Annotated in this window: 24 protein-coding genes; 9 read left to right on the top strand and 15 right to left on the bottom strand. The window is 57.9% G+C overall.

Going from position 1 to position 26,075, the window contains the following annotated elements; translation table 11 throughout:
• Positions 1-18 precede the first annotated feature (18 nt).
• The 5 genes from SH139x_RS06630 to SH139x_RS06610 form a co-directional block, all read right to left on the bottom strand.
• The gene (locus tag SH139x_RS06630) at positions 19-1,068 is read right to left on the bottom strand and encodes a GntR family transcriptional regulator (RefSeq protein ID WP_488354493.1); all 1,050 of its coding nucleotides are present in this window, start codon (positions 1,066-1,068) and stop codon (positions 19-21) included.
• Positions 1,065-1,958: a glucose-1-phosphate thymidylyltransferase RfbA gene (gene rfbA / locus SH139x_RS06625; protein WP_488354492.1), complete on the bottom strand. Its 894-nt coding sequence runs from the start codon at positions 1,956-1,958 to the stop codon at positions 1,065-1,067. The genes SH139x_RS06630 and rfbA overlap by 4 nt, the downstream gene beginning before the upstream one ends.
• Positions 1,958-3,061 (bottom strand): dTDP-glucose 4,6-dehydratase, encoded by a 1,104-nt coding sequence (gene rfbB / locus SH139x_RS06620; protein WP_488354491.1) that lies wholly within the window; start codon positions 3,059-3,061, stop codon positions 1,958-1,960. Before rfbB ends, rfbA begins: the two co-directional genes overlap by 1 nt.
• Positions 3,062-3,106: 45 nt before the next feature.
• A complete protein-coding gene (locus SH139x_RS06615; RefSeq protein WP_488354490.1) occupies positions 3,107-3,814 on the bottom strand; it encodes a hypothetical protein in 708 nt (235 codons plus the stop codon).
• A gap of 190 nt (positions 3,815-4,004) precedes the next feature.
• Positions 4,005-4,616 (bottom strand): flavin reductase family protein, encoded by a 612-nt coding sequence (locus SH139x_RS06610; RefSeq protein ID WP_488354489.1) that lies wholly within the window; start codon positions 4,614-4,616, stop codon positions 4,005-4,007.
• Between the two features lie 160 nt (positions 4,617-4,776).
• Here SH139x_RS06610 and SH139x_RS06605 point away from each other — a divergent pair, with 160 nt between their 5' ends.
• Positions 4,777-5,466: a lysophospholipid acyltransferase family protein gene (locus tag SH139x_RS06605; RefSeq protein ID WP_488354488.1), complete on the top strand. Its 690-nt coding sequence runs from the start codon at positions 4,777-4,779 to the stop codon at positions 5,464-5,466.
• Positions 5,467-5,710: 244 nt separating this feature from the next.
• Here the strand turns inward: SH139x_RS06605 and SH139x_RS06600 are convergent, their stop codons facing one another.
• The 4 genes from SH139x_RS06600 to aroC form a co-directional block, all read right to left on the bottom strand.
• Entirely contained in the window at positions 5,711-6,277 is a 567-nt protein-coding gene (locus SH139x_RS06600; protein WP_488354487.1) for a hypothetical protein, read from the bottom strand.
• A 72-nt stretch (positions 6,278-6,349) separates the two neighbouring features.
• Positions 6,350-7,660, bottom strand: a complete 1,311-nt coding sequence (gene hisD / locus SH139x_RS06595) for a histidinol dehydrogenase (RefSeq protein WP_488354486.1) — start codon at positions 7,658-7,660, stop codon at positions 6,350-6,352.
• A 221-nt stretch (positions 7,661-7,881) separates the two neighbouring features.
• The gene (locus tag SH139x_RS06590) at positions 7,882-9,219 is read right to left on the bottom strand and encodes a hypothetical protein (protein WP_488354485.1); all 1,338 of its coding nucleotides are present in this window, start codon (positions 9,217-9,219) and stop codon (positions 7,882-7,884) included.
• A 142-nt stretch (positions 9,220-9,361) separates the two neighbouring features.
• Positions 9,362-10,501 carry a chorismate synthase gene (gene aroC / locus SH139x_RS06585; RefSeq protein WP_488354484.1) on the bottom strand — a complete coding sequence of 380 codons (1,140 nt, stop codon included), beginning with the start codon at positions 10,499-10,501 and terminating at the stop codon, positions 9,362-9,364.
• A gap of 141 nt (positions 10,502-10,642) precedes the next feature.
• Between aroC and SH139x_RS06580 the strand changes: the two genes are divergently transcribed.
• Positions 10,643-11,782, top strand: coding sequence for a bile acid:sodium symporter family protein (locus tag SH139x_RS06580; protein ID WP_488354483.1), 1,140 nt, complete (start codon positions 10,643-10,645; stop codon positions 11,780-11,782).
• Here SH139x_RS06580 and SH139x_RS06575 read toward each other — a convergent pair.
• Positions 11,681-12,082 (bottom strand): DUF4190 domain-containing protein, encoded by a 402-nt coding sequence (locus SH139x_RS06575; protein WP_488354482.1) that lies wholly within the window; start codon positions 12,080-12,082, stop codon positions 11,681-11,683. The genes SH139x_RS06580 and SH139x_RS06575 overlap by 102 nt on opposite strands.
• 351 nt (positions 12,083-12,433) lie before the next feature.
• On the opposite strand from SH139x_RS06575, the gene rpmE reads away from it, so the two are divergent.
• The 3 genes from rpmE (at position 12,434) to prmC (ending at position 14,825) form a co-directional block, all read left to right on the top strand.
• A complete protein-coding gene (gene rpmE, locus SH139x_RS06570) occupies positions 12,434-12,676 on the top strand; it encodes a 50S ribosomal protein L31 (protein WP_488354481.1) in 243 nt (80 codons plus the stop codon).
• A 149-nt stretch (positions 12,677-12,825) separates the two neighbouring features.
• On the top strand, positions 12,826-13,911 hold the full coding sequence (gene prfA, locus SH139x_RS06565; RefSeq protein WP_488354480.1) for a peptide chain release factor 1: 1,086 nt from the start codon (positions 12,826-12,828) through the stop codon (positions 13,909-13,911).
• 11 nt (positions 13,912-13,922) lie between these two features.
• Positions 13,923-14,825: a peptide chain release factor N(5)-glutamine methyltransferase gene (gene prmC, locus SH139x_RS06560; protein ID WP_488354479.1), complete on the top strand. Its 903-nt coding sequence runs from the start codon at positions 13,923-13,925 to the stop codon at positions 14,823-14,825.
• A gap of 249 nt (positions 14,826-15,074) precedes the next feature.
• Here prmC and SH139x_RS06555 read toward each other — a convergent pair whose 3' ends face one another.
• Both SH139x_RS06555 and SH139x_RS06550 read right to left on the bottom strand, forming a co-directional pair.
• Positions 15,075-15,884, bottom strand: coding sequence for an MBL fold metallo-hydrolase (locus SH139x_RS06555; RefSeq protein ID WP_488354478.1), 810 nt, complete (start codon positions 15,882-15,884; stop codon positions 15,075-15,077).
• A 252-nt stretch (positions 15,885-16,136) separates the two neighbouring features.
• A complete protein-coding gene (locus SH139x_RS06550; RefSeq protein WP_488354477.1) occupies positions 16,137-17,195 on the bottom strand; it encodes an SDR family oxidoreductase in 1,059 nt (352 codons plus the stop codon).
• Positions 17,196-17,202: 7 nt separating this feature from the next.
• Here SH139x_RS06550 and SH139x_RS06545 point away from each other — a divergent pair, with 7 nt between their 5' ends.
• Entirely contained in the window at positions 17,203-18,321 is a 1,119-nt protein-coding gene (locus tag SH139x_RS06545) for a S1C family serine protease (RefSeq protein WP_488354476.1), read from the top strand.
• Between the two features lie 116 nt (positions 18,322-18,437).
• Positions 18,438-19,505, top strand: a complete 1,068-nt coding sequence (locus SH139x_RS06540) for a PDZ domain-containing protein (RefSeq protein WP_488354475.1) — start codon at positions 18,438-18,440, stop codon at positions 19,503-19,505.
• A 72-nt stretch (positions 19,506-19,577) separates the two neighbouring features.
• Here SH139x_RS06540 and SH139x_RS06535 read toward each other — a convergent pair whose 3' ends face one another.
• The gene (locus SH139x_RS06535) at positions 19,578-20,498 is read right to left on the bottom strand and encodes an alpha/beta hydrolase (RefSeq protein WP_488354474.1); all 921 of its coding nucleotides are present in this window, start codon (positions 20,496-20,498) and stop codon (positions 19,578-19,580) included.
• 39 nt (positions 20,499-20,537) lie between these two features.
• The gene (gene metG / locus SH139x_RS06530; RefSeq protein ID WP_488354473.1) at positions 20,538-22,625 is read right to left on the bottom strand and encodes a methionine--tRNA ligase; all 2,088 of its coding nucleotides are present in this window, start codon (positions 22,623-22,625) and stop codon (positions 20,538-20,540) included.
• Positions 22,626-22,985: 360 nt separating this feature from the next.
• On the opposite strand from metG, the gene SH139x_RS06525 reads away from it, so the two are divergent.
• A complete protein-coding gene (locus SH139x_RS06525) occupies positions 22,986-24,398 on the top strand; it encodes a trypsin-like peptidase domain-containing protein (protein ID WP_488354472.1) in 1,413 nt (470 codons plus the stop codon).
• Here SH139x_RS06525 and epmB read toward each other — a convergent pair.
• Positions 24,395-25,456, bottom strand: a complete 1,062-nt coding sequence (epmB, locus tag SH139x_RS06520) for an EF-P beta-lysylation protein EpmB (RefSeq protein WP_488354471.1) — start codon at positions 25,454-25,456, stop codon at positions 24,395-24,397. The genes SH139x_RS06525 and epmB overlap by 4 nt on opposite strands.
• A 36-nt stretch (positions 25,457-25,492) precedes the next feature.
• Here epmB and efp point away from each other — a divergent pair, with 36 nt between their 5' ends.
• The gene (gene efp / locus SH139x_RS06515; protein WP_488354470.1) at positions 25,493-26,062 is read left to right on the top strand and encodes an elongation factor P; all 570 of its coding nucleotides are present in this window, start codon (positions 25,493-25,495) and stop codon (positions 26,060-26,062) included.
• The last annotated feature ends 13 nt before the right edge of the window (positions 26,063-26,075 follow it).

Below are 26,075 nucleotides of genomic sequence, written 5' to 3'. Positions count from 1 at the left end.
GCGGCTAGTGGCCAGTGGCTAGCGGCTATAGTGGTTTTCAGCGAACGCCTCTTTCCCGAGTTCTTTCGTCGATTGCTGGATCAACCGGGAGACAATTGGCAGTTGAGCTCGAATATGCTCGGCCATCGCGGCTTTGGCCTCCAGCCATTGGTCATCGATGGCTGCGCGGAGAATGCGGCGGTGCTGTTCGGCCATCGCCTGCACCACTTGCAGCTCGGGGGCAGCCAAGTCAAAAACTTGATTGTAATAGCCTCCGTGCCGCTCGAAAAAATCGCGGATATAACGATTTCCGGCGGTGTCGATAAAGTATTCATGGAGCCGGTTGTCGAGCGGATGCGGGATAACCGGCTGGGCAAGCTTGCTAGCCTCCGACACGTCAGCCTCCGACACGTCAGCCTCCGACATGTTTCCACGCAGCATTTCAGCGAGCATGCTGACATCGATGCGCGGTCGAGCCAGGTCCATTGCTTTGAGTTCCAATGTCACGCGGACTTCGATATAGTCGGCCAAGTCATCGGGCTCGAAGGGACGCACCCGCCAACCTCGCCGGGGTACGTGTTGCAGCAAGCCGCGTCCCGACAAGCGGCTGAAGATTTGCCGCAAAAGTGTCCTGCCGATGCCGAACTTTGCCGCGGTCGACTCTTCACGCAAAAAAATCGACTTGCCCAACAGACTCAGCCGCACGATGCGTCCGCTGAGCACTATTTCCCAATCAGAAACCTCTTTGGGTGGCGAGACATTGGGTGGCGAGACATTGGGTGGCGAGACATTGGGTGGGGACAGGTCGGATCGTTGGGCCGCGTCGCGACACGGGGGGTCGACCGGCCTGGCCTCCGTCGCAGTGATATCCGGGGGTAGGGCGGACAGCCCTGGCTGTATCGAGACTCGCCCATTCTCGCCGCGGACCAGCAAGCCTCTTTGCACAAGGTTGTCGATCGCTTTGCGAACGGGAGTAAAGCTGACTTGATAACGCTTGCCCAGCCTAGCCAAAGTGAGATCGGCCAAGCTGAGTTCGCCGCGCCTCAATTTGGCTTCCAGATCGCTGGCGATGTAGTCGGACAGATTCATTTCGATTCCCGTACCAGCCGAGCCAAATAGGCTCCGTATGCATTGTCATGCCGGTCGCCACCGTATCGATCGGCCAGCTGCTGTAGTTGGCTGGTGTCGATATAGCCCAACCGCCAAGCGATTTCTTCGGGACAGCCAATCTTCAGCCCCTGACGCGACTCCACGCTGTGCACATATCGCCCCGCTTCCATGTAAGCGTTCAAGGTACCGGCGTCCATCCAAGTGAAACCGCGGCCCAAAATCTCCACCCGCAACGAGCCGGTTTGCAGATAGAGGCGATTGAGATCAGTGATTTCCAGCTCTCCGCGGCTGGAAGGCTGCAATTTTGCTGCCAAATCGAACACGCGCGCGTCGTAAAAATAAAGTCCCGTGACGGCCAAATTACTTCGCGGCTGCGATGGTTTTTCTTCGATCGACAGCGGCTGGCCGACAGCACTGAGCTCAATCACCCCGTAAGACGACGGGTCGAGGACTGGATAAGCAAACAAAGTTGCTCCCTCGACGCGGCCAGCCACCTCAGCCAGTGTGCTGGTAAAGCCACGGCCATAAAAAATATTATCCCCCAAAATCATCGCCAACGGCCCACCGGCCAACAACTCGGAAGCGACTGAGATGGCATCGGCCAGCCCCCGGGGCTGAGTTTGCACGACATATCGCAGACGCATCCCCCAGCGATCGCCGTCGCCCAACAGTTTGACGAACAAACCTTGATCGTGAGGCGTGGTGACTATCACGATGTCGCGAATCCCGGCCAACATCAGCGTCGAGAGTGGATAATAGATCAACGGTTTGTCATAGACCGGCAACAGTTGCTTGCTGAAAGCCTCAGTCAGTGGTGCCAAGCGTGTGCCATGCCCGCCCGCCAAAATGATTCCTTGAGTGACTCGCATTAGCTGGCTTTCCCGCTCGCAGATGCCCCGCTCGCAGATCCGCGTCGGCGATGCCCACCCACCGCTTGTAGTCGCGCAGTCAGCCACTGGCGATTTTCGACGTACCAAGCAACGGTTTCGGCCAGTCCGCTGCGGAGCGTATGCTGGGGCTGCCAACCTAATTCCGTTCGCAATTTGGCCGAGCACAAGCGGTAGCAGCGGTCGTGGCCGGGTCGATCGGCGACATGCACCAGCGGCGGATTGCGGGAGGGGTCAGAGGACGAATCGCGGGGCGGCAGCGCGCCCAGTTCCGCCAATTGTGCTAACAACTGTATGGCAAGTTCCAAATTACTGATCACTTCCCCGCTGCCCACATTATAGGTTTCGCCTAACTTTCCCCGCAGCAGCACCGACAACAACGCGTCGGCATGATCATCCACATGCGTCCATTCGCGTTGCTGGGCACCATCGCCATAAATTGGCAGGGGCTCGCCAGCCAACGCCTGAGAAATCATCACTGGAATAAATTTTTCTGGAAACTGATGGGGACCATAATTATTCGAGGCATTCGTGAGCAACAGCGGAGTGCCATAAGTCGTGTGAAAGGATCGCACGAGGTGATCGGCGGCCGCTTTGGAAGCCGCGTAGGGGCTGCTGGGGCGGTAAGCGGCAATTTCAGAAAAACTTTCCTCCGCCGCCGCCGAGCCAAAAACTTCGTCGGTGGAGACATGCAACATACGAAAACCTTTGCCCGCCGCTGAAGAATCAGCGCTCCGCAGATAACGCCTGGTCGCTTCCAACAAGCCAAAAGTGCCGAGGATATTGGTTTGCACGAAGGGGGCAGGGGAGTCGATGCTGCGGTCGACGTGTGACTCTGCCGCTAAGTTCAACACCCAGCTTGGTTGGGTCCGCAGCAGCAATTGCTCGACCAATTCGCTGTCAGCAATATCACCCTGAATCAACTCAACACGGCCGCGATCGATCTCCGGTTGCAGCACGGCCGGGTTGGCAGCATAGGTCAATTTGTCCAAAACGACGAAGCGGAATGCACCCAACTGGCTCCATCGTCGCAACAAATTGACACCGATAAACCCTGCACCTCCCGTAACCAGAACCGTTCGCATCGCGAAATACCGACAAGCAGGAAAGCAGAGAAGAAAAAACTAAAATTACCGAGTGCGAACTTCGATCGCATCAAAAGCGTTCATGTCGTCGAACGAACCAAGCCCGATCCGCCCTTTGCCGAAGGTTTGATCGACAACTTGCATGTGAGGTGTTTCCAAGTCATCAAAATAAATAGCAATCAATCCGCTGGCCGTGTCGCGCACCAGTCGCACGGTGTGCCATTGGTCATCCCATGGGACCAATTTTTCGTTGTCAGTCAGCGGAGTTCGTGGTGCGTCTTTAACGATGAAAATCTGACCGCTGGCCGGATCGGGTTTGGCCCCCAAGTGCACGTAATAATAATTGCTGGGGTCTTGGTAGTTGAAAAAGATACAGCAATCACGGTGGTTGCCGGTGTCCTTGGTGCTTTTGACTTGAAAGGTCAACTCGAAATCGGCCAATTCCAGGTCCTTGATCAGGGCGATGTGATGGGGGCTGCGAACCTTCGGCTTGTACTCACTCTCCCGCCGCTTGATCGACAGGCTATTGCCTTTGCCATGCTGTTGCAGTTCCCAGGACTGGGGATCGACAATCTCCCAACGCTCGAGGCCGGCTTCAAAATCTTCTGAGAAAGTTACCTTGGATGCAGTGGTTGCAACTGCCGTGGACGCGTCGTTGGCTACTGCGGTGGCTGCCGGCTGGTCGGCTGAGCTGGTGACCTGGGCCAAGGAAATGAGCAGCAGGAGGGTAACGAGGGTTGCTGGCTGGAACATGCGGCTGAACTCGCTGAATGCAGTTGTGGGTTGAGAGCGACTCCCCGGCGTGGCAATCAGCGGGACGATCCGTGAGCGGAGCACCCCTGCTGGCGGGAAAGTAGCTGGGTAGGATACGCAGGCAGTTTGTCGTCAATATACCACGCTTGCGGTCAGCGCGCAGTAATAGCGTTTACTCGCAGCATTTGGGCTAGCGAGTGGGCCGCGGCAACTCGAAGCGATCGCGAGTGGTCGCGTAGGCACTGCCTCCCATGCGTCCCAGGCTATCCATTATCTGCGGATCAACTTGTCCGGCGGAATCGAGGCAGCGATCGTCGACGTGGATCGCCAAGATTTTGCCGAGCACCAAATTTGTCCCCGCGGGGCCGCTGCCGAGCAGCATCACGGTGTGCAATTCGCATTCAAAGGCGGCCAACGCTTCGGCGACGCGAGGGGGTGCCACGTGCCGACTAGCGGCTGGGGTCAAACCGCAAGCAGCAAATTCGCTGGTCTCGGCTTCAAATTCGGCAGCCGAAGCGTTCATCGGTTGTGCCAAGTTGGCTGAAACGACGTTGACCACGAATTGCCCGGTCTGTTCGACGTTGCGGAGCGTGTCCTTTTTGGAGCCATCCGCTTTGTTTGCGGGGCAGAACATCAGCATCGGCGGGGCGGTACCGACGGCGTTGAAGTAGCTGAACGGCGCCAAATTGTCGCAGCCGGCGGAGCTTCGCGTGGAAACCCAAGCGATTGGACGGGGAGTAATTAAGTGCGTCATGTGGCCGTAGAGGGCCCGTTTGGAAATTTGCGTGGGATCGATCAGCATCAGCGATTTTCCGAAAATGGGATGTACTTTTTTGGGGTTTCTCGATAAACCGCAAGCACGATCATCGAACTGGAGATTGTCGAAACTGAGATTTCTGTCCACGAGCTGGCGAAGGGCCGGTTCGGACTTAAAAATTCCAATTTTTTGCGACCGATTTAGCATGAAATGGCTTGCCTCTTGGGCTGCGGCCCTCGCCATCAGTCTCCTGCGAGCCACTTGCAGAATTCGCACGCACCACGATCCTCGCCCGCAGCTGCGCGAGCAAGGTCGCAGCTATGTCTATTCGATTCTGCACGCGCATCAAGTGGCGATCACGATTGGCGCGGAGCCGGGCACTGGGGCGATGGTTTCACGCTCCGCCGATGGCCAGATCATCGTACCGGCATTGAAGATCCGTGGCTGCGTGCCAGTCCGCGGCAGCAGCAACAGACGGGGCCGCAGCAAGGGCGGGATAACTGCTTTGGCGGCGCTTGTGCAACACGTGTTAACTGGGCGGCCGGCAGTGTTAGCCGTCGATGGTCCTCGCGGCCCCAGAAATCACGCTTTCAAAGGGATCGCCAGCCTCAGCCGCGACAGCCAAGCGGTGGTGCTGAATGTGATCACCATCCCCAGCCGCCGCTGGATTCTGAGCAAGACTTGGGATCGTCTGCAAATTCCCAAACCGTTCTGCACGATCAACGCCTACTTTGCTGAACCGCTGGAGATGGATCCGAACGAGTCGCTGGAGAGTTATCGCCAACGCATCGAGCAATCGCTCAATCAACTCGAGCGGACCTATGATCCAGCCGAGGCACTAGCGGCTGACACATCCCAGCCCGCCGCGACGCAAGCGGCTCGCAACGCCGCATAAGCAGTTGCGGTTCTTGCTAACGCAGTGGAATAGGCACCCCTGCCTGTAAGCGTAGAATAGGCACCCCTGCCTGTAAGCGTAGAATAGGCACCCCTGCCTGTAAACGTGGAATAGGCACCCCTGCCTGTAAGCGTGGAATAGGCATCCCTGCCTGTAAGCGTTGAGTAGGCATCCTTTGCCTTTTTATAACCGACATTTTTTTGACCCCCACGAGCTCGTCTCTTGGGTGAATAAGGTTCGCAAGCTAGACACCTCTGGCGTCGAGACGGGTGCGCCAGTCGTTCCAGCCTCCGTCCACCGATGACGGGGCGGCGTGCCACTGCGGCATCGGTTCCCCGGTCGCGGGATCCCGGTCGGGAATGGGCAGCATCATGATGCGTTTACAGGCCCGCTTGTAGTCTTCATCGCTCAGGAAGGCTTCCTCGATATCGTCCCAATCACGCCCGTCCGGATAGCCACCACACACGTGAAGGTCATCCGATTGGGCGGTCATCTCGTGGCTGACTCCGGCGGGAATGACGACCACGTCGCCGGAACTGATGCGCAGACGTGTCCAACCAGTTTCCCCAACGGAAAGATTGAATTCCATCCAGCCGTTGGCGCAACCGAGGCACTCATGCGTGGTGGAATGGAAATGGGCGTATTTGTAAACTCCGGGGTAATCCCAGTTGTTGGACCAACCGTTGGCACGAAACCGGTCCTTGATCGCCTCGGCTCCACCACCGGGTATGGCGTTTCTGTGTACCAACAGGGGAAAACGGTTGTTGGGAATTTTGCCTTGGGGTTTGGACGGATAGACCTCGGTCGACATGGCGTTTGCTGACTCGGTTTGGAAGTTTTCAATCTAATTATGGATAGGGAATGCTGCAAGAAACCAGCGGCATCACCCGGAGGCGGCACCATACGCGACGTTTTCACCACCATAACGACGCACTCGCATATTGCACTGTTCGGCGTGGCCCACGAATCCCTCGAGCATGCACAGCCGTGAGCCGTATTTGCCGATCAACGTTGCGGCTTCATCGGTGAGAATCTTTTGGTAGGTATGGGTTTTCAGAAATTTGCCGACCCAGAGGCCGCCGGTGTAACGCCCGGCCCTTCGGGTTGGCAGGGTGTGGTTGGTTCCAATCACCTTGTCGCCGTTGGCCACGTGGGTCCGCGGCCCCAGGAACAAGGCTCCGTAACAAGTCATGTTTTCCAGGAACCAATCGTCGCGGTCGGTCATCACCTGCACGTGCTCCGAAGCGATCGCGTCGGCCGTGGCAAGCATCTCCTCGTAGGTGTCGCAGAGAATCACGGCGCCGTAGTCCTGCCACGATGCCCGGGCGGTTTCAGCCGTGGGCAGGATATCGAGGAGCCGGTCGATTTCCGCTAGGGTCGCCAGGGCGAGGTGGGATGAATTCGTCAGCAGGATGGCGGGTGAGTTGTAACCATGTTCGGCTTGCCCGAGCAGATCGGTGGCACACAGCTCGGCATCGACGGTATCGTCCGCGATGACCAGTGTCTCGGTTGGCCCAGCAAGGAGGTCGATGCCCACGCGGCCGAAGAGTTGGCGTTTGGCCTCGGCCACAAAGGCGTTGCCGGGGCCCACGATCATGTCCACGGGGTCGATGGTTGACGTTCCCAGTGCCATGGCACCGATCGCCTGCATGCCACCCAAAACGTAGATTTCGTGCGCACCGCCCAGGTGCATGGCCGCGACAATCGCGGGATGGGGATCGCCGTTTTGGGGCGGAGCGGCAGCAACAATGCGTGGCACGCCCGCCACCGACGCGGTCAACACCGACATGTGGGCGGAAGCCACCATTGGAAACTTGCCACCCGGCACATAGCAACCGACCGATGGCACGGGGATGTTCCTGTGACCGAGAATCACGCCGGGCAGCGTTTCAACCTCGAGGTCTATCAGGGAGGCGCGTTGGGCTTCCGCGAAACGACGGATTTGAGCCTGGGCAAATCGGATATCGGCAAGGTCGCGGGCCGAAACCCGGGCCATCGCAGCTTCTATTTCAGAGGGGCTCAGTTTAAAGCTAGGAGGGTCGTATCGGTCGAATTTGACGGATAGTTCCCGCACGGCTTCATCGCCGCGGGCGGCAATGTCAGCCAGGGTACTCTCAACAATACCACGCACCTTGGCGTCGTCTTCGGCCCGTTGGTTTTCGGGCTTGCCGGATTTCAGATAGGTGATGGCCATTGAAGCGGTGGTGGTGCGCTGTCCTTATGAGTCGGTAGCAGGATCGAATACTGATACTATTAGGAATACTGATAAGGATCTTGTATTGCAGTCTACCGAGCAAAAAACCGTCATTCAAGTGGTGTGTAGCGTGTCTTGTCACCCCGCTGTTCGTCTTAGCTGGCGATAGCCGGCAATGTTTTGCCGCGCGACGTGCTGGGAGTTCCGCGTGCGTTCACGCTTCACTCTTGCTTCAAATAAACGCTGTGGACCACGGGAGAAGAACTTTCCGCGGGCGGTTGTCGATTGCGATCAGTCGTCGCATCCAGATCTGGCAGCAAGCGTTTGGCGATATCGATTGGCGCTCCGATGGGTAACTGCAAACGGCCGGCGCGATCGAGGGCGTAGCCCAATTGCTCGCCCGTAATCGATTGATTCGGTTCGAGCACGGCAAATGCTTTACCGGCGGAAATCATCGCGGTGCCTGGTGGCAGACGACCATACTCGGGCTGACGATAGCAGAGCCCTCGAGTGCTAACGCCTGCTTGATCGAGGGTAAAGCCGAGTGAAAGCAGATCGCAATCAATTCGCGTCGCGGCTTCCAACCGCTCGAGATCGACTTTGGCTCCCATTTCGAAAGCCAAGCGGCGGATCAACCGCGAATCGATCTTCGCACCTTCCACGGTCAAACGCCCTTGAGCCCACTGAATCGGCTGGCCTCCCAAGCGGTGCAGCGAGTCGACTTCGATTAAGCCCACGCCACTGAAGGGAAAGTCAAAGGGCTGGGACAAGTCGAGCATGTTGACGTTGGCAAAGCGAGCATTTTCCAGCCGCACTTGATAATCACTTTGCTGCTGTTCCCAACGCACCAAGCCGCTGAATTCCGCCTCAGGCCCCAGCCTCCGCATGATCGGTAGGTAAGTTGCCAAGACGCCGCAGGGGAGGGGAGTATCGCCCGATTCGAGCACCCACGTGGTGCGTGGGGAAACGCTGTCGCGGATGCGGTGCACATCCAAGCGAGCACGTTTGGCAGTGGACGATTCACCCGCCAAAGCAAACCGCATCGAAGCGGTCGTTTGCTGGTCGTCCGACTTCACCAAGACGTCCACTGGTGTCAGCGTAATCGCTTGCGGCGAACCGAGCAGGGTCAGCCCCTCCGCACCCAACTGCACCAGTTCCCCGGTCAATTGAGGCTGACAAAGAAAGCGATCGTGAATCAAATTCCAGACGGTGCTGAGTTGCTCGGCCTGGATGTGAGGCTGGCTGAGATGCACACCCATCTTGCGATCGTTTCGCGTAAACAAAACGGTCGCCACACGAGCCACTTCTCGATCCGTTTCAGGATGCCGTAACACCACATCACGCAGTTCCCAGTAGCCCGGCTTGCCGTGTTCCATGTCGCCAATCTGCACGACCACGCCCAACCGCTGGTTGAGCATACTCTCGAGTCGCCGGATCTCGCCGCGGTGATACCAGGGAGTCAGCGTGACGATGACCCCGCTGATCGTCACCAACGTGGGCAGCGCGCAGAGCAGCAGAAAAGTCAAGCGACAGAGCGCTCGCTCGCTGCGTTCATGCATCCTCGCACTTGCCACCATGTTGCTTCCGCGTGTGGATTTGCCGATCGACTCTGGTTCAGTCGATCCGAAGCTTAGCCTATCGAGGCTCTGTTATCGCTGTTTATGCCAGCCGAAATCAACGGCGATAATCGTCAAGTCAGCGTCAAACGTTCCTGGCCATTTGTTGAAACAAATCATATCGGGCTCGCATTTCCGCCAAACTATCCCCCCCAAACTTTTCCACAAAAGCGGCAGCGACCTCGAATGCCACCACCGCTTCGATGATGATTGCCGCGGCGGAAACGGCACACACGTCGCTGCGTTCATATTGCGCACGATGCGGTTGCTTGGTTTCCCAGTTGATCGAATCGAGCGGTTTGCGGAGCGTTGAAATCGGTTTTTTGGCCGCCCTAATGATCAAAGGCTGGCCATTGGTCATCCCCGCTTCGAGCCCACCGGCGTTGTTCGATGGCCGGGTGTAACCGAGCGACGGGCCGTCGGCTTGAGCCGGATCAAATTGAATCGGATCGTGGACTTGGCTGCCCCGCAAGCGGGCGGCGGTGAACCCCATCCCAATTTCCACCCCTTTAATCGCCTGCACAGCCATTACGGCTTGGGCCAACCGGCCATCGAGTTTGCGATCCCACTGAGCGTGAGTTCCCAGGCCAAAGGGCAAGCCCTCCACGCGAACTTCCAAGACACCGCCCAGCGTATCGCCGTCGTCCCCCGTTTGATCAATTAGTTGCCGAAACTCTTCGTCACGGGCCGGGTCGAGCGTGTAAACGATTGACTCGGAACGCGATTGACGATGCGAGGCGAGATCTCCCGCGGGAGTCTCGATCGCCAGCCCCCCGAGCTCGCAGACATAACCGAGCACCTCCACATCGAATTGGGCGAGCAGCTGTTTTGCCAGCGAACCGGCGGCCACGCGCACGGCTGTCTCACGAGCCGAAGCCCGCTCCAAGACGCCTCGGATGGAACCCAGATATTTCACCGCCCCGGTCAGGTCACCGTGTCCCGGACGAGGCCGCTCCAGATCCTTGAGCCGTTCTAGTTTGTAATCGCGGTTGATGACTTGCAAAGCCAGTGGGCTGCCCAGCGTTTGGCCTTGCCACACCCCCGACAAGATGTCGACACGGTCGGTCTCCAACTGCTGGCGTTTACCGCGACCATAACCACCCTGACGGAGGGCCAGATCGGCATCGATGCGATCGGTATCAATCGGCATACCGGCGGGAAAACCGTCGACCAAAGCGAGCAGTGCTTTACCGTGCGATTCGCCAGCCGTCCAATAACGCAGCATGAGTTGATGATCTACGGTTACGAAGTCAGAAAGAGAAGTTAGGATAATTTGGGCATGAAGCCCGCCGGGCATCTTACCGATCGAACAAAATTCCAGCCAGTGCGTTCTGGTTGCAGTGGGCAAGCAATTCTAGGTAAATCTTTGACATTTCTACTTCGTCAGTGGTTTCTGCTGGCCTTGGCAATCGCACTGGCGAGCGGATTTACCCTGCCGGGCCCCGTCGCCACCGTCGGTGACACCCCCGGACTCCGCAGCGGCCTCGTCGCTTGCGTGCTGTTTCTCATGGGGCTGACGGTGCCGGCCAGTTCGTTTGGCGACAGCTGGCGATCCCCCAAAGCGGGCCTGCTGGCCCTTAGCCTGAATGTGGTCGCCGTTCCCTTCGTCGCTTGGATTTTTGCTCAGGGACTCCCCGCCAGTTTGGCTGGCGGCTTGATCGTGGCCGCCGCGGTCCCCTGCACGTTAGCTTCGGCACTTGCTTGGACCCGCAAAGGTGGCGGCAACGAAGTCGTCGCCATGATGGTGATGCTGATCACCAATGGCTGCTGCTTTTTCATCGCGCCGACAACGCTGTGGCTGCTGCTCGGGCAAACCACTTCGCTCAGCTTCTCCGGCCAAGTGCTTCGTTTAGCAACGCTGGTGGTGCTCCCCCTGACCCTCGCGAGTCTGTTGCGGTTGCATCGCCCGCTGGCCGCTTGGGCTGATCGGCACAAATTGAAGCTCACCCAAGTCGCACTCTGCGGCATCCTGCTGATGGTCGCTTTCGGAGCGGCGGAAACGAAACGCCGCGTGGCGAGTCAAGCAACCCGCCAAGCAACTACCTCGGTGCTCTCCCCGGCACTTGCCTCAGCGAACGCCGAAACGTCGCCATTTTGGATCACCGCGGTGGCGATTTTCGCCCTAGCCACGCACTTGATCGTGCTCGGGATGGGGTGGACGTTGGCTGGAGCGGCAGGCCTGGGGCGAGCTGATCAAGTTGCCGTGGGGATCGCCGGCAGCCAAAAAACTTTGATGGTGGGTTTACAGATCTCGATCGATTGTGGAGTCAGCACGCTGCCAATGACGATGTACCATATCGGCCAATTGCTGGCCGATACGGTCTTTGTCGGGCACGTTGCGCGTAATGCCGGAAAATCTCCCGCCGCTGATAAACAGCCCGAAGCAGCCACCGCGAGCCAATCGCTAGCGACTGCTGGCCATGGCCGCGACAATGGCGACCACGAACAGGGTGTTGTAGAGCGTGGCGACCATTCCCAGCACGATTCCAATCCAAGCGTGGACTGAGCCCTTGATAATTGGATTTTGTTTCCGGGCTTTCAGCCCCAAGATTCCCAGCACGACGGCAGCCAACGAGAGCGGCAACCCGATTATGGGCAACAATCCCAAAATTCCGACGTAGTAGGCAATCAAAGCTTTGGGGTTCTTGTAAGGAATGAGCCCCCCGGTGGCGTCACCCTGTTGATCAGGGTGCACCGCTTGCTGGCCGTAGCCCGCTTGCTGGCCAAAATTAGGCTGCTGAGCGAGCGGGCCAGACGCCGCGTAAGGATTTGGGTCGTTGGGTCCGCTGGGGGGGAAATTCGACATGAGTGGATTCCGATCGCTCGACTGGGGCCATCAAGAGAGACTGAGGGGTATAGAATAGCCTGCGACGAACCATCGGTGAACAAGCCGCAAGCAAATTCTCTTTCCTTCAAAAGGCGAAGCGAACGAGTTTGCGACAAGACCGCAACAATTTCCCGGGGTGAAATTGGCAAAAGTGACTAAAGTGCTCCAATTTCGAGTTGAATCCTCCCGATTCCTGCTGGGAGAGCCCAGCAGGCCTTGTCAAGCCAGCCTCCGAGAACCTACTATTCGGGACTACGAACTTTGTCTGCGGCGACCTGCTTGTACGTGCCAAGCAGTGGGCGCCCCATTAGCATATGAGAAGTTGATTCGATGAAAGAAGGCATTCACCCCCGCTATCAAGAAACGTTGGTTTCCTGTGGTTGCGGCAACAGCTTTATGACCCGCAGCACCCAAACGGAACTCAAGATTGACATCTGCAGCGCTTGCCATCCGTTTTACACGGGCAAGCTGAAGTATGTCGATGCTGCTGGACGGATTGACAAGTTTCAGAAGAAATTTGCCGCCGGCACATATGCCAGCTTGCAGAACAAGAAAAAGAAAGCTGGCAAATAGGCTGTCGTCGGTCGAACCCGCGTCTTTGTCTTTTTCCTATCGATCGCCACCTGTTCCTGTCATCGCGGCGAATTGGACTGCAGTGGCCAATGGGCTGCTGCCACGGCTGACCCGCCAGCCAGTTTCTCCCGGCGGGACTGGATACACTGATGAGTGGAACGATTCGCGACACCCTCGATCAAAAACTTGATCGCTATCGTGAACTAGAGCGGCAAATGTCGGACCCGGATATTCAATCCGATGGTCCACAGATGAGTCAAATTGCTCGCGAACACGGTAGCCTGGCGCGGCTGGCTGCCAAATATCTGGAGTTCAAAAAACTCTCCCGCGACATCGTCGGCTGTCAAGATCTAGCCGCCTCCACGGACGATCCCGAAGAGCGGGAAATGGCCGAAGAGGAACTAGTCGAACTGCGACACACTCGCGAGGGACTGTGGACTGACCTGCTGAGCATGACAATTGGCGGCGAGGATGCCCAGCGAACCCGTTGCGTGATGGAAATTCGCGCCGGAACGGGGGGCGACGAAGCCGCTTTGTTTGCTCGCGATCTTTACGAAATGTATCGCCGACACGCCGAAGTTCGCGGCTGGAAAGTGGAGATCATCGACTCCAGCGGCACCGAGCTGGGCGGTTTTAAGGAAATCACCCTGGGGCTCAGCGGCGAGAGCGTGTTCCGCGACTTGCAGTACGAAAGCGGCGGTCATCGTGTCCAACGCGTGCCCGAAACGGAGACCCAAGGTCGTATCCACACCTCGGCAGCCACCGTCGCCGTGATGCCAGAACCCGAGGATGTCGAAGTCGATTTGAAACCAGACTCATATCGCTTGGATAAGTTCTGTGCTTCAGGCCCGGGGGGACAACACGTCAACAAGACCGAATCAGCCGTGCGGCTTACGCACTTTGAAACCGGTATTGTCGTGCAGTGCCAAGACGAGAAAAGCCAGCACAAAAATCTGGCCAAAGCACTGCGAGTGCTGAAAACGCGAATCTACGAAAAGAAACGTGAAGAAGAATCGTCCAAGCGGGCCGAAGAACGAAAAACGCTGATCGGCTCCGGCGATCGTAGCCAGCGGATTCGAACTTACAACTTTCCGCAAAACCGCTTAACCGACCACCGCATTAATCTAACCCTTTACAAACTCGACCAGATCGTCGGTGGCGACTTGGCCCCCGTCACCAATGCCCTGCTAGAATACGATCGCGATCAATTGCGCGGCGACATGCTGGACGAATAACAAGGATTGCCATGACGACCGGGCAAGCGGAACCGTGGACGGTGCTGCGACTACTGAAATGGACGACCGAGTACTTTCAAAAGCGAGGTGCTGATTCACCCCGCCTCGATGCCGAAGTGCTGCTGGCCGAAGCCCGCGGTTGCTCGCGAATCGAGCTCTACACCGCTTTCGACGCGGAACCATCCGCCGAGGTCCGTGAAGCGTTTCGCGAAATGGTCCGCCGCCGCGGCGAAGGCACCCCAGTAGCTTACCTCGTCGGTCACAAAGAATTTTACTCCCTCGAGTTGCGGGTCAGCGAAGCAACCCTGATTCCCCGCCCCGAGACCGAACACCTGGTCATCGAGGCACTCGACCAAGCCAAACAATTGCGGCTCGCCGAACCCGATCGCCAATTGCGACTGCTCGACGTCGGCACCGGCAGCGGCGCCATCGCAATTGCCATCGCGGCCAACTTGCCCAACTCCCACGTGACCGCGGTCGACATTTCCCCGGCGGCGCTGGAAATCGCCAAGTACAACGTGGAAAAACACCAGCTCGAGGGGCAAATCGAGCTGCTGCAAAGCGACCTCTGCACAGCTCTCGATCAAACTCAACCTTTTGACATCATCTGCAGCAACCCGCCCTACGTGAGTGAGGCGGAATACGCCGAGCTACACCCCTGGGTCCGCGATTTCGAACCCCAGCAAGCACTGGTGGCTGGTCCTCAAGGAACGGAAATCATCGAGCGTTTACTCGATGAGGCGCACCCGCTGCTAGTTCCAGGTGGCTGCTGCTTGATCGAATTGAGCCCCATGATCGCCGCGGCTGCAGCCGAACTGGTAACCGCTCACGGTGGCTACGAACCGGCCAGCTTTATCAAAGATTTAGCCGGCCATCGACGGATCCTGAGCACCCGAGTGAAGAGTGAAGAGTGAAGAGTGAAGCGGGGAGAGCAGCGGCGAGCCGATTTCCGCTGGGCTTGCCCCAGCTGGGATCACAACTGGAAGCTACTCAACGAGCCCCTAAAAACCGCCTCCTGGCCGCGCGCGATTCGCCTTTGGCGAATCGCGGGCGGCCAGGGAAAAGTTAATTGAGGCAAGCAATGTAGCCGCCACTTGTTGCTCCGAACCGGGGCGAGCCCGACGGAAGCTTATCGCTCGTGCTCGTGCTCGCCAGCAATCGTCTCAATCGTTGACGGGAACATCGCCCACGCCGCTTGGCAACGTCCCCTCAGAAACTTCGTCTTCCCATTGATCCATCAGCGGCCAACTCTCGGCCAACGTGCCAAAGTCGGCCATCGTCAGGTACCCCCGTACCCGCTCAATGGTCCGCTCCAACATGGCGTCGTCTTTGGCAAAAATTGGTCCGTGACTGGGCAACAACCATTTCACATCACTATCGCGAATGCGTTCCAGCGAAGTCACAAAAGCGGCAATATCGCTGCCGTGATGCGGATCGATGGCACCGATGCAGCCGTCGCGGTAAATATTGTCTCCACTCAGCAAAATGTCTCCCAACCGAAAAGCCAACTGACTGTCGGTGTGCCCAGGAGTGTGCCAGACCTGTAGCTGTAACTCGCCAACTTGCAAAATGTCGCCGTCGACCACCGTGTGCTCAATTTCCACCGGCGGCATCGCCAGATCGAGCCCCTGGGCGGTGATTTCAGCCAACGTCTTCAACCGGTCGCCAGTTTGCAACGGGGTAACCGCGTTGGGATGTGCGGTGACGGTCGTCCGCAACAACTGTTTGGCTTTGGCCAAGCCCTGAATGTGGTCGACGTCGGCGTGAGTGGCAACCAACGTTTTGCACTGGGCCAACGGAAAATCTATCTTGCGAATGATCTCAATGTAATCGTCGACTGTTTCTTCGTAGCCGATGTCGATCAGAATCCACTCGTCACCGTCGTACACCAAGTAAACGTTGCAACCCAGCACTTCCCCCGCCTGGAAGTTCAATTCGATGATGCCAGGAAACAGAGGTTTTCGAACCAACATGCGGAGCTACTCCGAAGAAGCAAAAGCGAGACAAGGAAACGCGGAAAAGAAGCACTAGTGGTTTGTCAGAGTTCAGTTTAAGGGTTAGCCGTTTTGGCGCTAGCCACGGCTCATGCGACAAAACCGTGGCTAGCGCCAAAACGGCTCAAGAAGGCGACCCGAATTCTTAATCTTGACAAACCACTAGGCCCCTCCAGCCTTAGGGCTCCGCTCAAGTCTAAGGGTTATCGAGCGGAGCGGGAAACCCCGTAGTTACTTTACCGGTTGGCAAACGGCTGCTAACCCCTCTCGGAAACTGGGATATTGCGGTTGGGGCAACAAATCTCGCCGCATCCGCCTAGTCCAAATCCGTTTACTCCCCTCCGCTCGGCCACGCTCCCCGGCAGTGCCAGCGATCGCCAAAGGGCGGCGACTTTCGGCCAGTTGCGCAGGCGGCGCGCCGGCCAAACGGGCAAGCTCCTGATAGTAATCGCGACGCAACACGGGGGTTCCATCGGCAATCGCGTACAGTCGCTCGACTCGCGGTTGCTGCCACGCGGCCAACACGCAGGAAGCGGCGTCATCGATGTGAACTAAATTTAAATAACTGTCACCCTGCACATCCAACGGCGTACCCTGGCGCACCGCTTGCAGTCGCGGCACCCTTTCAGGACCGTATAACCCGGCCATCCTCAACACCACAGTCCTGCCGCTGCTAGAGGCCCGTTGACGCCACAGCAATTCTTCGGCGCGAAGATGCGCCTGCCCCCCCTCCCGGCTCGGCTTGGCGGGTGATGTTTCGTCCACCCACTGATCATCTCCTTGATGGTAGACCCCAGTGGTGCTGACGTAGACGCAATCGCTGGTCGCCGGCACCGCCCGCAAGGCGTTTCGCAAACCTTCGACATAAACCTCATGACGCGATTTCCCGCCACGACTGTCAAACCCAACCGCAACCAGCACCCTCTCGGCGGGGGGAATTGCGTCAATAAACCGACGATTTGTCCAATCACCCAGCACAGGCTGAATGCCCAGCTGTCCCAGCGCGGCGGCTCGTTGCCTAGATCTTGTCAGGGCGGAGACCTGCCAACCTTGTTCAACCAAACGAATTGCGACTCTTTTTCCCAAGTATCCGCAGCCGAAAACGAATGCTGTAGGTGGTTGAAAATCTGCCATCTGCATCTGCCTTATTGTGTGTTTTTCCACCATTGAAGCCTGACCAAACCAGCGATGATTCGTATAGTAGGGTGTTCGCCAACTATACTGGTCTTGGCTGCAGCGGCCATCTCGCCCGCGAATATCGGCGAGCACGTCCACTTTGTCGAGGAGCATCGGATTCGTGAAGCTTGCTTATAACCCGAGTCGTAACCGGCCAGCGGGCTGGAAATTTGTTGCTTCTTTGGCTCTCGCTGTACTTTGCTGCGGCTCTGTCCCCGGGGTGGCCGGCGGGCAAGAATCGTTGTCCGACCGCGTGGGATCGACAGCGGCGGATGGGCAAACCAGCTCGCCGCGTGGAATCACCTTTGTCGCGGCACCGGCCGATCTCAAGCCGGTGATGCAGGGAGCGGTTCCTGACGAATTGACCGTGCTGTCCTTGATGGAAGCCCAGCAGCGACGGGTCACCGAATTGGCTGCCGCCTGCACGGTCAGCGTCCAGATTGGCAGATCCCAAGGTTGCGGGGTCATTGTCACCGACGACGGTTACGTGTTGACGGCAGCACACGTGGCGATGCGGACTCAAAAAGACGCCACGTTAACCCTCTCCGATGGCCGTCGCGTGCCAGCGAAAACTTTGGGGCTAAACCGCCCGGTCGATGCGGGACTGATAAAAATCACCAGCGACACCGACAACGGCAAGCCGTGGCCGCACGCCAGTTTGGGGACGAGTAAAAATCTCAAACCTGGCATGTGGTGCATCGCCATGGGCCACCCCGGTGGATACGAAGATACTCGTGGCGTGGTCGCTCGCGTGGGCCGGATTTTGGCTGTTCGCGATGATGCCTTGGTAACCGACTGTGCCCTCATCGGCGGCGACAGCGGCGGACCGTTGTTCGATTTGCAAGGCAAACTGATCGGGGTCCACAGCCGCATCGGTAATGATGTGGCCGACAATTTGCACGTCCCCGTCGATCACTACGATACTTCCTGGAAACGGCTGGTTCGCGGAGAAGCCTGGGGATTTCTGCCCGGTTTTCGGCCCGTGCTCGGGGTCAGCGGCAGTTCCCGTGGTGATGCCGCCGAGATTCTCGATGTGGTTCCCGGTTCGCCAGCCTCCCGCGGGGGAATCCGCCCCGGCGATGTGATCCAACGGTTCGGCGAAGAGGTCATCAGCGATTTTGCCTCCCTGCAGGCGGCTGTGGCCGAAACGATGCCCGGCGAACGGATCGATGTCCGCGTCAAACGGGGAGACGAAGCCTTATGGCTGACGCTCGAAATTGGCCGCGATCCGAGTTCATGAGCCGATTTGCTGTCAACGCCGTAGATTTACATTAACATGCATGACGCGTGGCCAGTGCTGACTGCTGGCTTTGTCGCCATCCCTCGATGCTTAACCCTCTTTTTGCGAGGTCTCAGGTGCGATCATCCGCTCTTGCCCGTCGAAGCGCTATCTCCTCGGCACCACGTTGGTTCGGTTTGACGTTAGTCGTAGCCTGCCTGCAAACGACCGCGTTTTCCCAGAGCTCTGACCAACGTGACCGGGAAACTTGGTTGGAAAACCGTTTTCCGTTTCGGGTTTCCGCCCGTCGCGATAGCGGCCCGATGATGGAGTTAGTCAAACCGCTATGCGCCGTGGCGGGTGAGTCGTCGGTGCAGATTTTCAGCGGCGATCGGCCCGTTGCCCTCGGCTTGGTGGTCCACCAGGATGGCTTGATCGTTACCAAGCGGAGCGAATTAAGTGGCGATCCGATTCGCGTTCGCCTCTCCGACAAACGCTTGGTCTCCGCCAGGGTAGCGGCGGTTCGGCGGGAAGATGATTTGGCGCTGTTGGAATGTGATGCAAAGGGGCTCAAGGCCAGTGAGTTTTACGCCACCGAAGATCCGCAGGTGGGCAGTTTTCTCGTCACCGTTGGCCGCGGCGGGCGTCCTATTCACCTCGGCGTGGTCAGCGTTGCCAGCCGACCGCTGCCAGCGACGGGACGGCTCGGCGTGCGATTGGAAGACGACCGACAAGGCACCGCTCGCGTCGGTTTGGTCTTTCCCGGCAGTGGTGCCGAAGCGGCCGGGTTGCAACCCGGCGACAAGATCATGGAAGTCGACGGACGCCCCTCCGCGGGCAGTCTCGAAGTGACAAAATTATTAAAAGCAATGTTCCCCGGAGAAAGTGTGCGGCTGACAATTGCTCGCGATGGCGACACCGTAGAGCTGGAAGCACAGATCCGCGAGTTCAATCTGATGCTCGAGTCTGCCGACGATGCGCGGCTGAACGGTCCACGGAACAAACGGCTGACTGGCTTCGATTTGGTTCTGCAGCACGATACCGTGCTCGACCCTGACCAATGTGGTGGCCCGGTCGTCGACTCCAAAGGGCGAATCGTGGGGCTGAACATCGCCCGCGCCGGACGAGTGATGTCCTATGCCTTACCAGCTTCGCTAGTAAAACCGCTGGTCGATTCCATGATCGCGGAAGTCTTAGTGAAATAATCGTATTGCTGCGGTAGCCGGAATCAGAGTCGAATCGTAGTGAGCTGCCGAACGGCGGCGAGAGGCGATTCGCTAAGCACAGGCTGAGGCCGAACGACGGGGAGCTTGGTCCCAGAGCCAACGCAGCGATTCGACCAGCGGCTCGCGGTAAACATCGTCGATCGGCGTGTGATGCTCGGCCCCGGCCAACTGCAACAACTGCTGAGGCCCCACGTGGGCCTCGCGGATGAGCTGCTGTAGATCGGGCGGTACGACCTTGTCGGCGGTCGACTCAATAAACAGAATCCCCGCGTTGACTCGCTCGGCCGAAACAACGGCATTCATCTCGCGAGGAATTCCGCGAGCGACCAACCTGCCTCCGAAACCGAGATTCCACCAGGCATCGCGAGCGGTCACGAGTTCAATCAGCGGCGGGGGATTGCGGAGCACCAAGCCGTCGACCGGGCGATGAGCGGCCAAGTGCAGCGAGGTGGCACAGCCCAAACTGTTCCCGCAGACCCAGATTCTTGTCTCTTCTCCAGCTCGCAACGCGGTCACCGCGTCGTAGAAATGCAAAACAGCGTGCGCCATGCCTGCCAAAGTCGGCTTGCCACTCGAACCACCGTAGCCAGGTGCGTTCCAAGTCCACACCTCGGCCGGTTGATGTTCCAGCAAAGTGACCGGGAATAACGTCGAACGCTCAGCCCGCCCGGCTGTCCCTGGCAACTTCAACACCAACAGTCGCGGCGGTTTTTTTTGAGCTTGAAAATCTGGCACGGCAAGCCCGCGAGAGGGCTCTGTAAGCCGGCGCGAAGCCTGTCGGTCCAAGCCCGGCCCCAAATCCAAGCCCGAGCCAGTATCTAATGCCGGCAGCGGCTGTTCGGTGCGGCCGGCATAAGCCTCGATATGCCCGTGGAAATAGGGGATCTCCACCCGCCGCATATCAATCGCTTTGAGGGGATGGCGTGTCGGTTGCAAAATGAGCCGATCGGCGACCGTTCTGCGAAACTTCATCGAAGCAACTCCTTCGCGACCGATATGTGTGATCTCAGCTCAGTGGACGCGTTGCCCCGGCTGAGCCCCATCATCAACACCCAGTAAAAAGACATCCGCACCTCCCGGACCGGCAGCCGCGACCATCCCTTCACTCAACCCAAACTTCATTTGCCGTGGTTTCAAGTTCGCCACCACGACGACCAATCGCCCCACCAAAGCCTCAGGCTCGTAGGCCGCTTTGATGCCAGCGAAGACCTGACGAGTTTCCTCGCCACCCAGGCTCAAAGTCAACTTCAATAATTTACGCGCCTCGGGAACATGCTCGGCATTCACCACGCGAGCGACTCGCAAATCGACTTGGGCGAAGGTGTCAATCGTGATCTCATCGGCCAACGGTTCGTCGAGTAACGGCTGGGCGCTGTCATTCCAAGTTTGGCTGCCAACCTCGCTGTTACTGGCTACGCTTTTACCAGCTTCGGCTGCGGCGGCTTGCTTGGTTTCGGCAGCAGCTTCTTCTCGGCTCTCTTCAATCATCTTGGTTAATTCCTCGGGTTTGACTCGGGTCATCATGTGTTTAAACGGTTTCACGCTGGTTGCCAACAGTGGCTGGGCGCTTTGGCCCCAGCTGACGATTGGATCACCCAACAACTCGCCACAGCGGTTTGCCAATTCGGGCAACACGGGGGCCAAATAGACGCACAGCTGGCGGAACAAATTCAGCCCCACGGTGCAGACGTCGCGAAGTTCGGCTTGCCGCTCAGGATCTTTGTTCAGCACCCACGGCTTGGCGTGTTCGATGTAGGGGTTTGCCGCGTCGGCCAGCTCCATGATCAACCGCATGGCGCGGGAATAATCACATTGCTCGTAGGCCTCAGCAATCGCTTCCCCAGCTGCCACGCCCGCCTCGAACAAGCCGCCATCATCGGGATATTGCTCAGCCAGCCCCAAGGCTTGGGCGAATTTAGCCGTGCGGCTGGCCAAGTTGACTACCTTGCCGACCAAGTCGGAGTTGACCTTGTCGCAGAACTCGTCGATCCCGAGGTCCAAATCCTCCACCCGGGGCGTCAGTTTGGTCGCGTAGAAGTAGCGCAAATACCCCGGTTCGAGATGCTGAAGGTATTTTTCCGCCGTAATCAACGTGCCCTCACTCTTGCTCATCTTCCGCCCATCGACGTTCAAAAAGCCATGGATGCGCACTTTGGTGGGCAAGGAAAAGCCGGCGGTTTTCAGCATCCCGGGCCAGAACAGGGTATGAAAGTAGGTGATGTCTTTACCGATAAAGTGGTGAATTTCAGTCTCCGGGCTACGCCACCAATCCGCCAGCGATTCCTCCTCGCGGGCACACCACTGGGCGGTGCTGGCAATGTACCCAATTGGCGCGTCAAACCAGACGTACCAAAAATTTCCCGGCGCGTCGGGGATCTCGAACCCAAAATAGGGTGCCGGGCGGCTGATATCCCAGTCCCGCAACTCATCGACGAGAAAGTGGCCTTTAAGATAATTCGCCGTTTCGCTCTGCAAAGCGCCGCTATTGGTGACCCAGTCGGCCAAAAACCCCTGCAACTGCTTGAGTTCGACAAACAAGTGCTTGGCTTGTCGAAGCTCGGGCGTACCGCCGCTGAGCGTGCTGCGGGGGTCGACCAGGTCGGTGGGGCTATAGGTAGCGCCGCAAGCCGAACAATTGTCACCCGGTTGGTTGGCCGCTCCGCAACGCGGGCACGTTCCCCGCACGAACCGATCGGCTAAGAAGGTTTCCGCTTGGCGATCGTAGAGCTGTTCAATACTGCGTTCGACGATCAAGCCGTCCGCCCGCATGGCGGCCCAGACTTCACCGCACAACTGCCGGTTTTCTGCCGAATTGGTGCTGCCGTAATTGTCAAAGTGAATACCGAAGCCCGCGAAATCACGCTCGTGAGCTTGCTGCATGGCGGCGATCACTTCGGTCTCCGTCCGCCCTTCGCGACGAGCCCGGATTGTAATCGCCGTACCGTGCGTGTCGTCAGCACAAACGAATACGCAGCGGTGCCCACGAAGCTTTTGAAACCGGACCCAGATATCGGTTTGGATGTACTCCACCAAATGCCCAATGTGAATCGGTCCGTTGGCGTAGGGCAGGGCGGCAGTTACCAAAATGCGTCTGGTCATGAATTCACAAATCGTAAAGCTGAACGAATACGGGAGGCCCGATTGTAGGCCAGATTCGGCTCCGACAGCAGACCGGTCTGGACTTGAACAAAAATCATTTTTTTTTCGACTTCGTTAGTGCTCGGCTAAATCCTAATCAGCTTTCAAGTTAATGGCTTTTGCTAGCATTTTTCTCGGAAGTTTTTTCGAGATCGAAGCTGCCTGTTGCTCTTGCTCAGCGGGCTTCGGCAAGGCAACATCCCGTTGCCCCGCGAGAACGGATGCTCGCCATGCCAAGAGGTTTCGAACGGATGCGAAATACCTCTTGTGCAATGGGGCCTCTCGATGGAATCGAGAGTCGCAAGTCCAGGGAGGACGATCATGCTCTGTGCTACCGGCGCCCGCTTTTTGGCTCTTGTTGTTTTCTACTCGCTAGCTTGGGCCGCTCCACTCGGGTCGCCTGCGGCGGCTCAGTCGGTCAGCGATGCCGTGCTACTCGAATTCTCCTCGGAGCGTTGCGGGTACTGCAAGAAAATGCAGCCCGTGCTGAATCAATTGCAAGCCACTGGCGTGCCGATTCGCCACGTTGATGTGGACCAAGAAGTGGACATGGCGGTTCGCTTCGGCATCAAGCAATTGCCAACCTTCGTGGTGGTCGTGGCGGGCAAAGAGGCCCAGCGACTCGTCGGCATGCAAAAACTGGAAACGCTGCAGACCGCAATCGCCACCAGCAGCAAACCGAACCTGACCAACACCAACTCACAACTGCCCGCCGCCGCCCGCACGCGGCTCTCGGCTGTCATCCAACAACCCCAATTCAATCAACCACCCCAGCTGGCTTCCCGGCAAACTCCCGAGTTCATCTCTCGGCCGGCCTCGGCAGCCGACAGCTACACCGGCAAGTCGGCCGGCACACCGATGCCGGGCGAGCAATTGCAGCAAGCGGTGGCGCGAGCTCAAGCGGCCACCGTGCGACTGCGAGTCTTCGATGGCGATGGTGAGAATATGGGCTACGGCGTGGGCACTGGCACGATCATCGATCGCCACAATGATGAATATTTGGTGCTCACTTGTGGGCACCTGTTTCGCGAGTCGGCACAGCAACCCAAAATCGAAGTCGACCTGTTCATCAACGGCAGCAGTCAAACGGTGCGTGGTTACCTCGTCGACTTTGATGCGGGAAAACGCGATATCGCGTTGGTCTCGCTCCGCTACTCGCAGAACATCACTCCAGTTCCCGTGCTGGGCGATCGCAGCGCCTTGCGAGTCGGTGATTCGGCTTTCAGCTTTGGTTGCGACCGCGGCGCCGATCCCAGCCTGCGCGATACTCGCATTTCAGGTATCGATAAATACAACCAACACCTCGGTGTCTCGAATCTCGAGATCGCCGGTGCTCCCGTCGACGGACGCAGCGGCGGCGGATTATTCAATCGAGAAGGACAGTTAATCGGAGTCTGCAACTCGGCTGACTTCGAGGGCGACATTGGCATCTATGCCGGTCCCGGCGAGGTGCGATGGCAACTCGGCCGCGTCGGCTTGACCAACTTGCTCGATGCTCCAGCGACGAATCGCCAAATCACCGGTAACCAATTTGCCAGCACCAATGGGCCACAACCCGCCGCCATGTCACCCGAGCCCGCAGTCGTTATTGGGACAAGAAACAGCGCGAGCAGCGGCGGGGATCAAGAGATGATCATCATCCTGCGAAACCGCAACCAACCCGAAGCGCCAACCCAAGTGAAGGTCATCGCCCAACCGCCAGCCCACCTGCTCGATCTGCTCCGTAGCCACTAGCCACTAGCCACTTTCAACACCGGCGTCTTGCTCGGCTGGCCAGCCAGTTCGCGGACATAAGTTGGCACGCCGTAGCCAGGCAAACGGCTGCGAAGATGCTCGATGATCGCCAAGCCGCGTTCCTCGGGGACTTGGAAATGGGCCGCCCCCTCGACGCGATCCAACTGATGCAGATAGTAGGGCTGGATCCTGAAATCGATCAATTTTTGACAGAGTGCTTCCATAATTTGCTCGGAATCATTCACTCCTGCCAACAACACCGCTTGATTCAACACGGGAATCCCGGCGCTAATCAAGCGGCCCAAGTTCTCCAGCGTATCGGAGTCCAACTCGTTGGCATGATTGACATGCACGACCACCCACGGGGAGAGCCGAGTCCCGCGGAGGGTCTGAATCAAGGCGTCGGTCACGCGTTGGGGAATGACGATCGGCATTCGCGAGTGAATTCGCAACCGGCGGACATGCGGAATTTGGGCGATACGATCAACTAAGACTCGCAGCGAATGATCGGACAGGACCAGTGGATCGCCGCCGCTAAGGATGACCTCGCTGATCGATGCGTCGGCCGTCAAAGTGGCAATTGCCGTGTCCCACAACTGCCCGCCCCCGGAAACCTCCTCGTAGGGAAAATGACGGCGAAAACAGTAGCGACAGTGAACTCCGCAAGCGGAGTGGGCGACTAATAAAGCTCGCCCAGGGTATTTGCGAATCAAGCCGCTGGCCAGATCGTCTGCCGCCGTTGCCGCAACTTCGCCGACCGGATCGGCCGAAAACCCTTCCACCCGCTGCCCCTCGGCCGCTTCCGGTAAAACTTGCCGCAACAGCGGATCGCTGAGGTCTCCCGACCGCATCCGCCGCAAAAATTCCAGCGGAACGAAAACGGGAAATTGTTCCTCACCTTCCCCGCCGCCATCGCTTTTGGTAAACCCCTCGTCCAGTCCAAGGCGAGTGCGAAGTTCCGCAGCCGAGCGAATGGCCCGCTTCATGGCATGCTGCCACGATACGGAGGGTTCGGAGGCGCGGACAAAATCACGCAAAGCCGCTAGACTTTCACTCACAGGTCAATTTTCCAGGATGTTTGGAGCGGTTTACTCGTGGCAACTTACAATACAAGCGATTTTCGCAAAGGTCTGAAAGTCCAAATCGATGGCGAGCCCTATTTGATAACGGAAATGAATTTCGTTAAACCGGGCAAGGGCAACGCCATGTACAAATGCAAATTACGCAATTTGATCCGCGGCACTTCGCTCGACCGCACCTACAAAGGGGGCGATTCGCTGGAAGCCGCCGACGTGGAACAAACAGACGCCTCGTTCCTTTATCGCCAGGGCGAAGATTACGTCTTTATGGACAGTGGAACTTTTGAACAATACGAAGTAACCGGCGAACAGGGTGGTGACATTTGGAAGTATCTCAAGGACGGTATGGTTTGCGCCATCACCCTCTACAATGGCAATCCGATCATCATCGAACCCCCCAATCAAGTAGAGCTGGAAGTCATCGAATGTGCTCCCGGGGCAAAAGGGGACACCGCCACGAACGTCACCAAGCCAGCCAAAGTGGAAACCGGCGCCGAATTTGTTGTCCCCGGCTTCATTAAAACGGGTAACATCATCAAGGTTGATACTCGGACCGCGGAATATGTTGAACGCGTAAACAATTAAAGCAGGCAAGTGA

This window comes from Kothea flammea, from assembly GCF_052161645.1.
Lineage (GTDB): Bacteria > Planctomycetota > Planctomycetia > Pirellulales > Pirellulaceae > Laterigemmans.
Note: the sequence above shows the minus strand (reverse complement) of the source record. Positions and strands in the feature narration are given on the sequence as shown.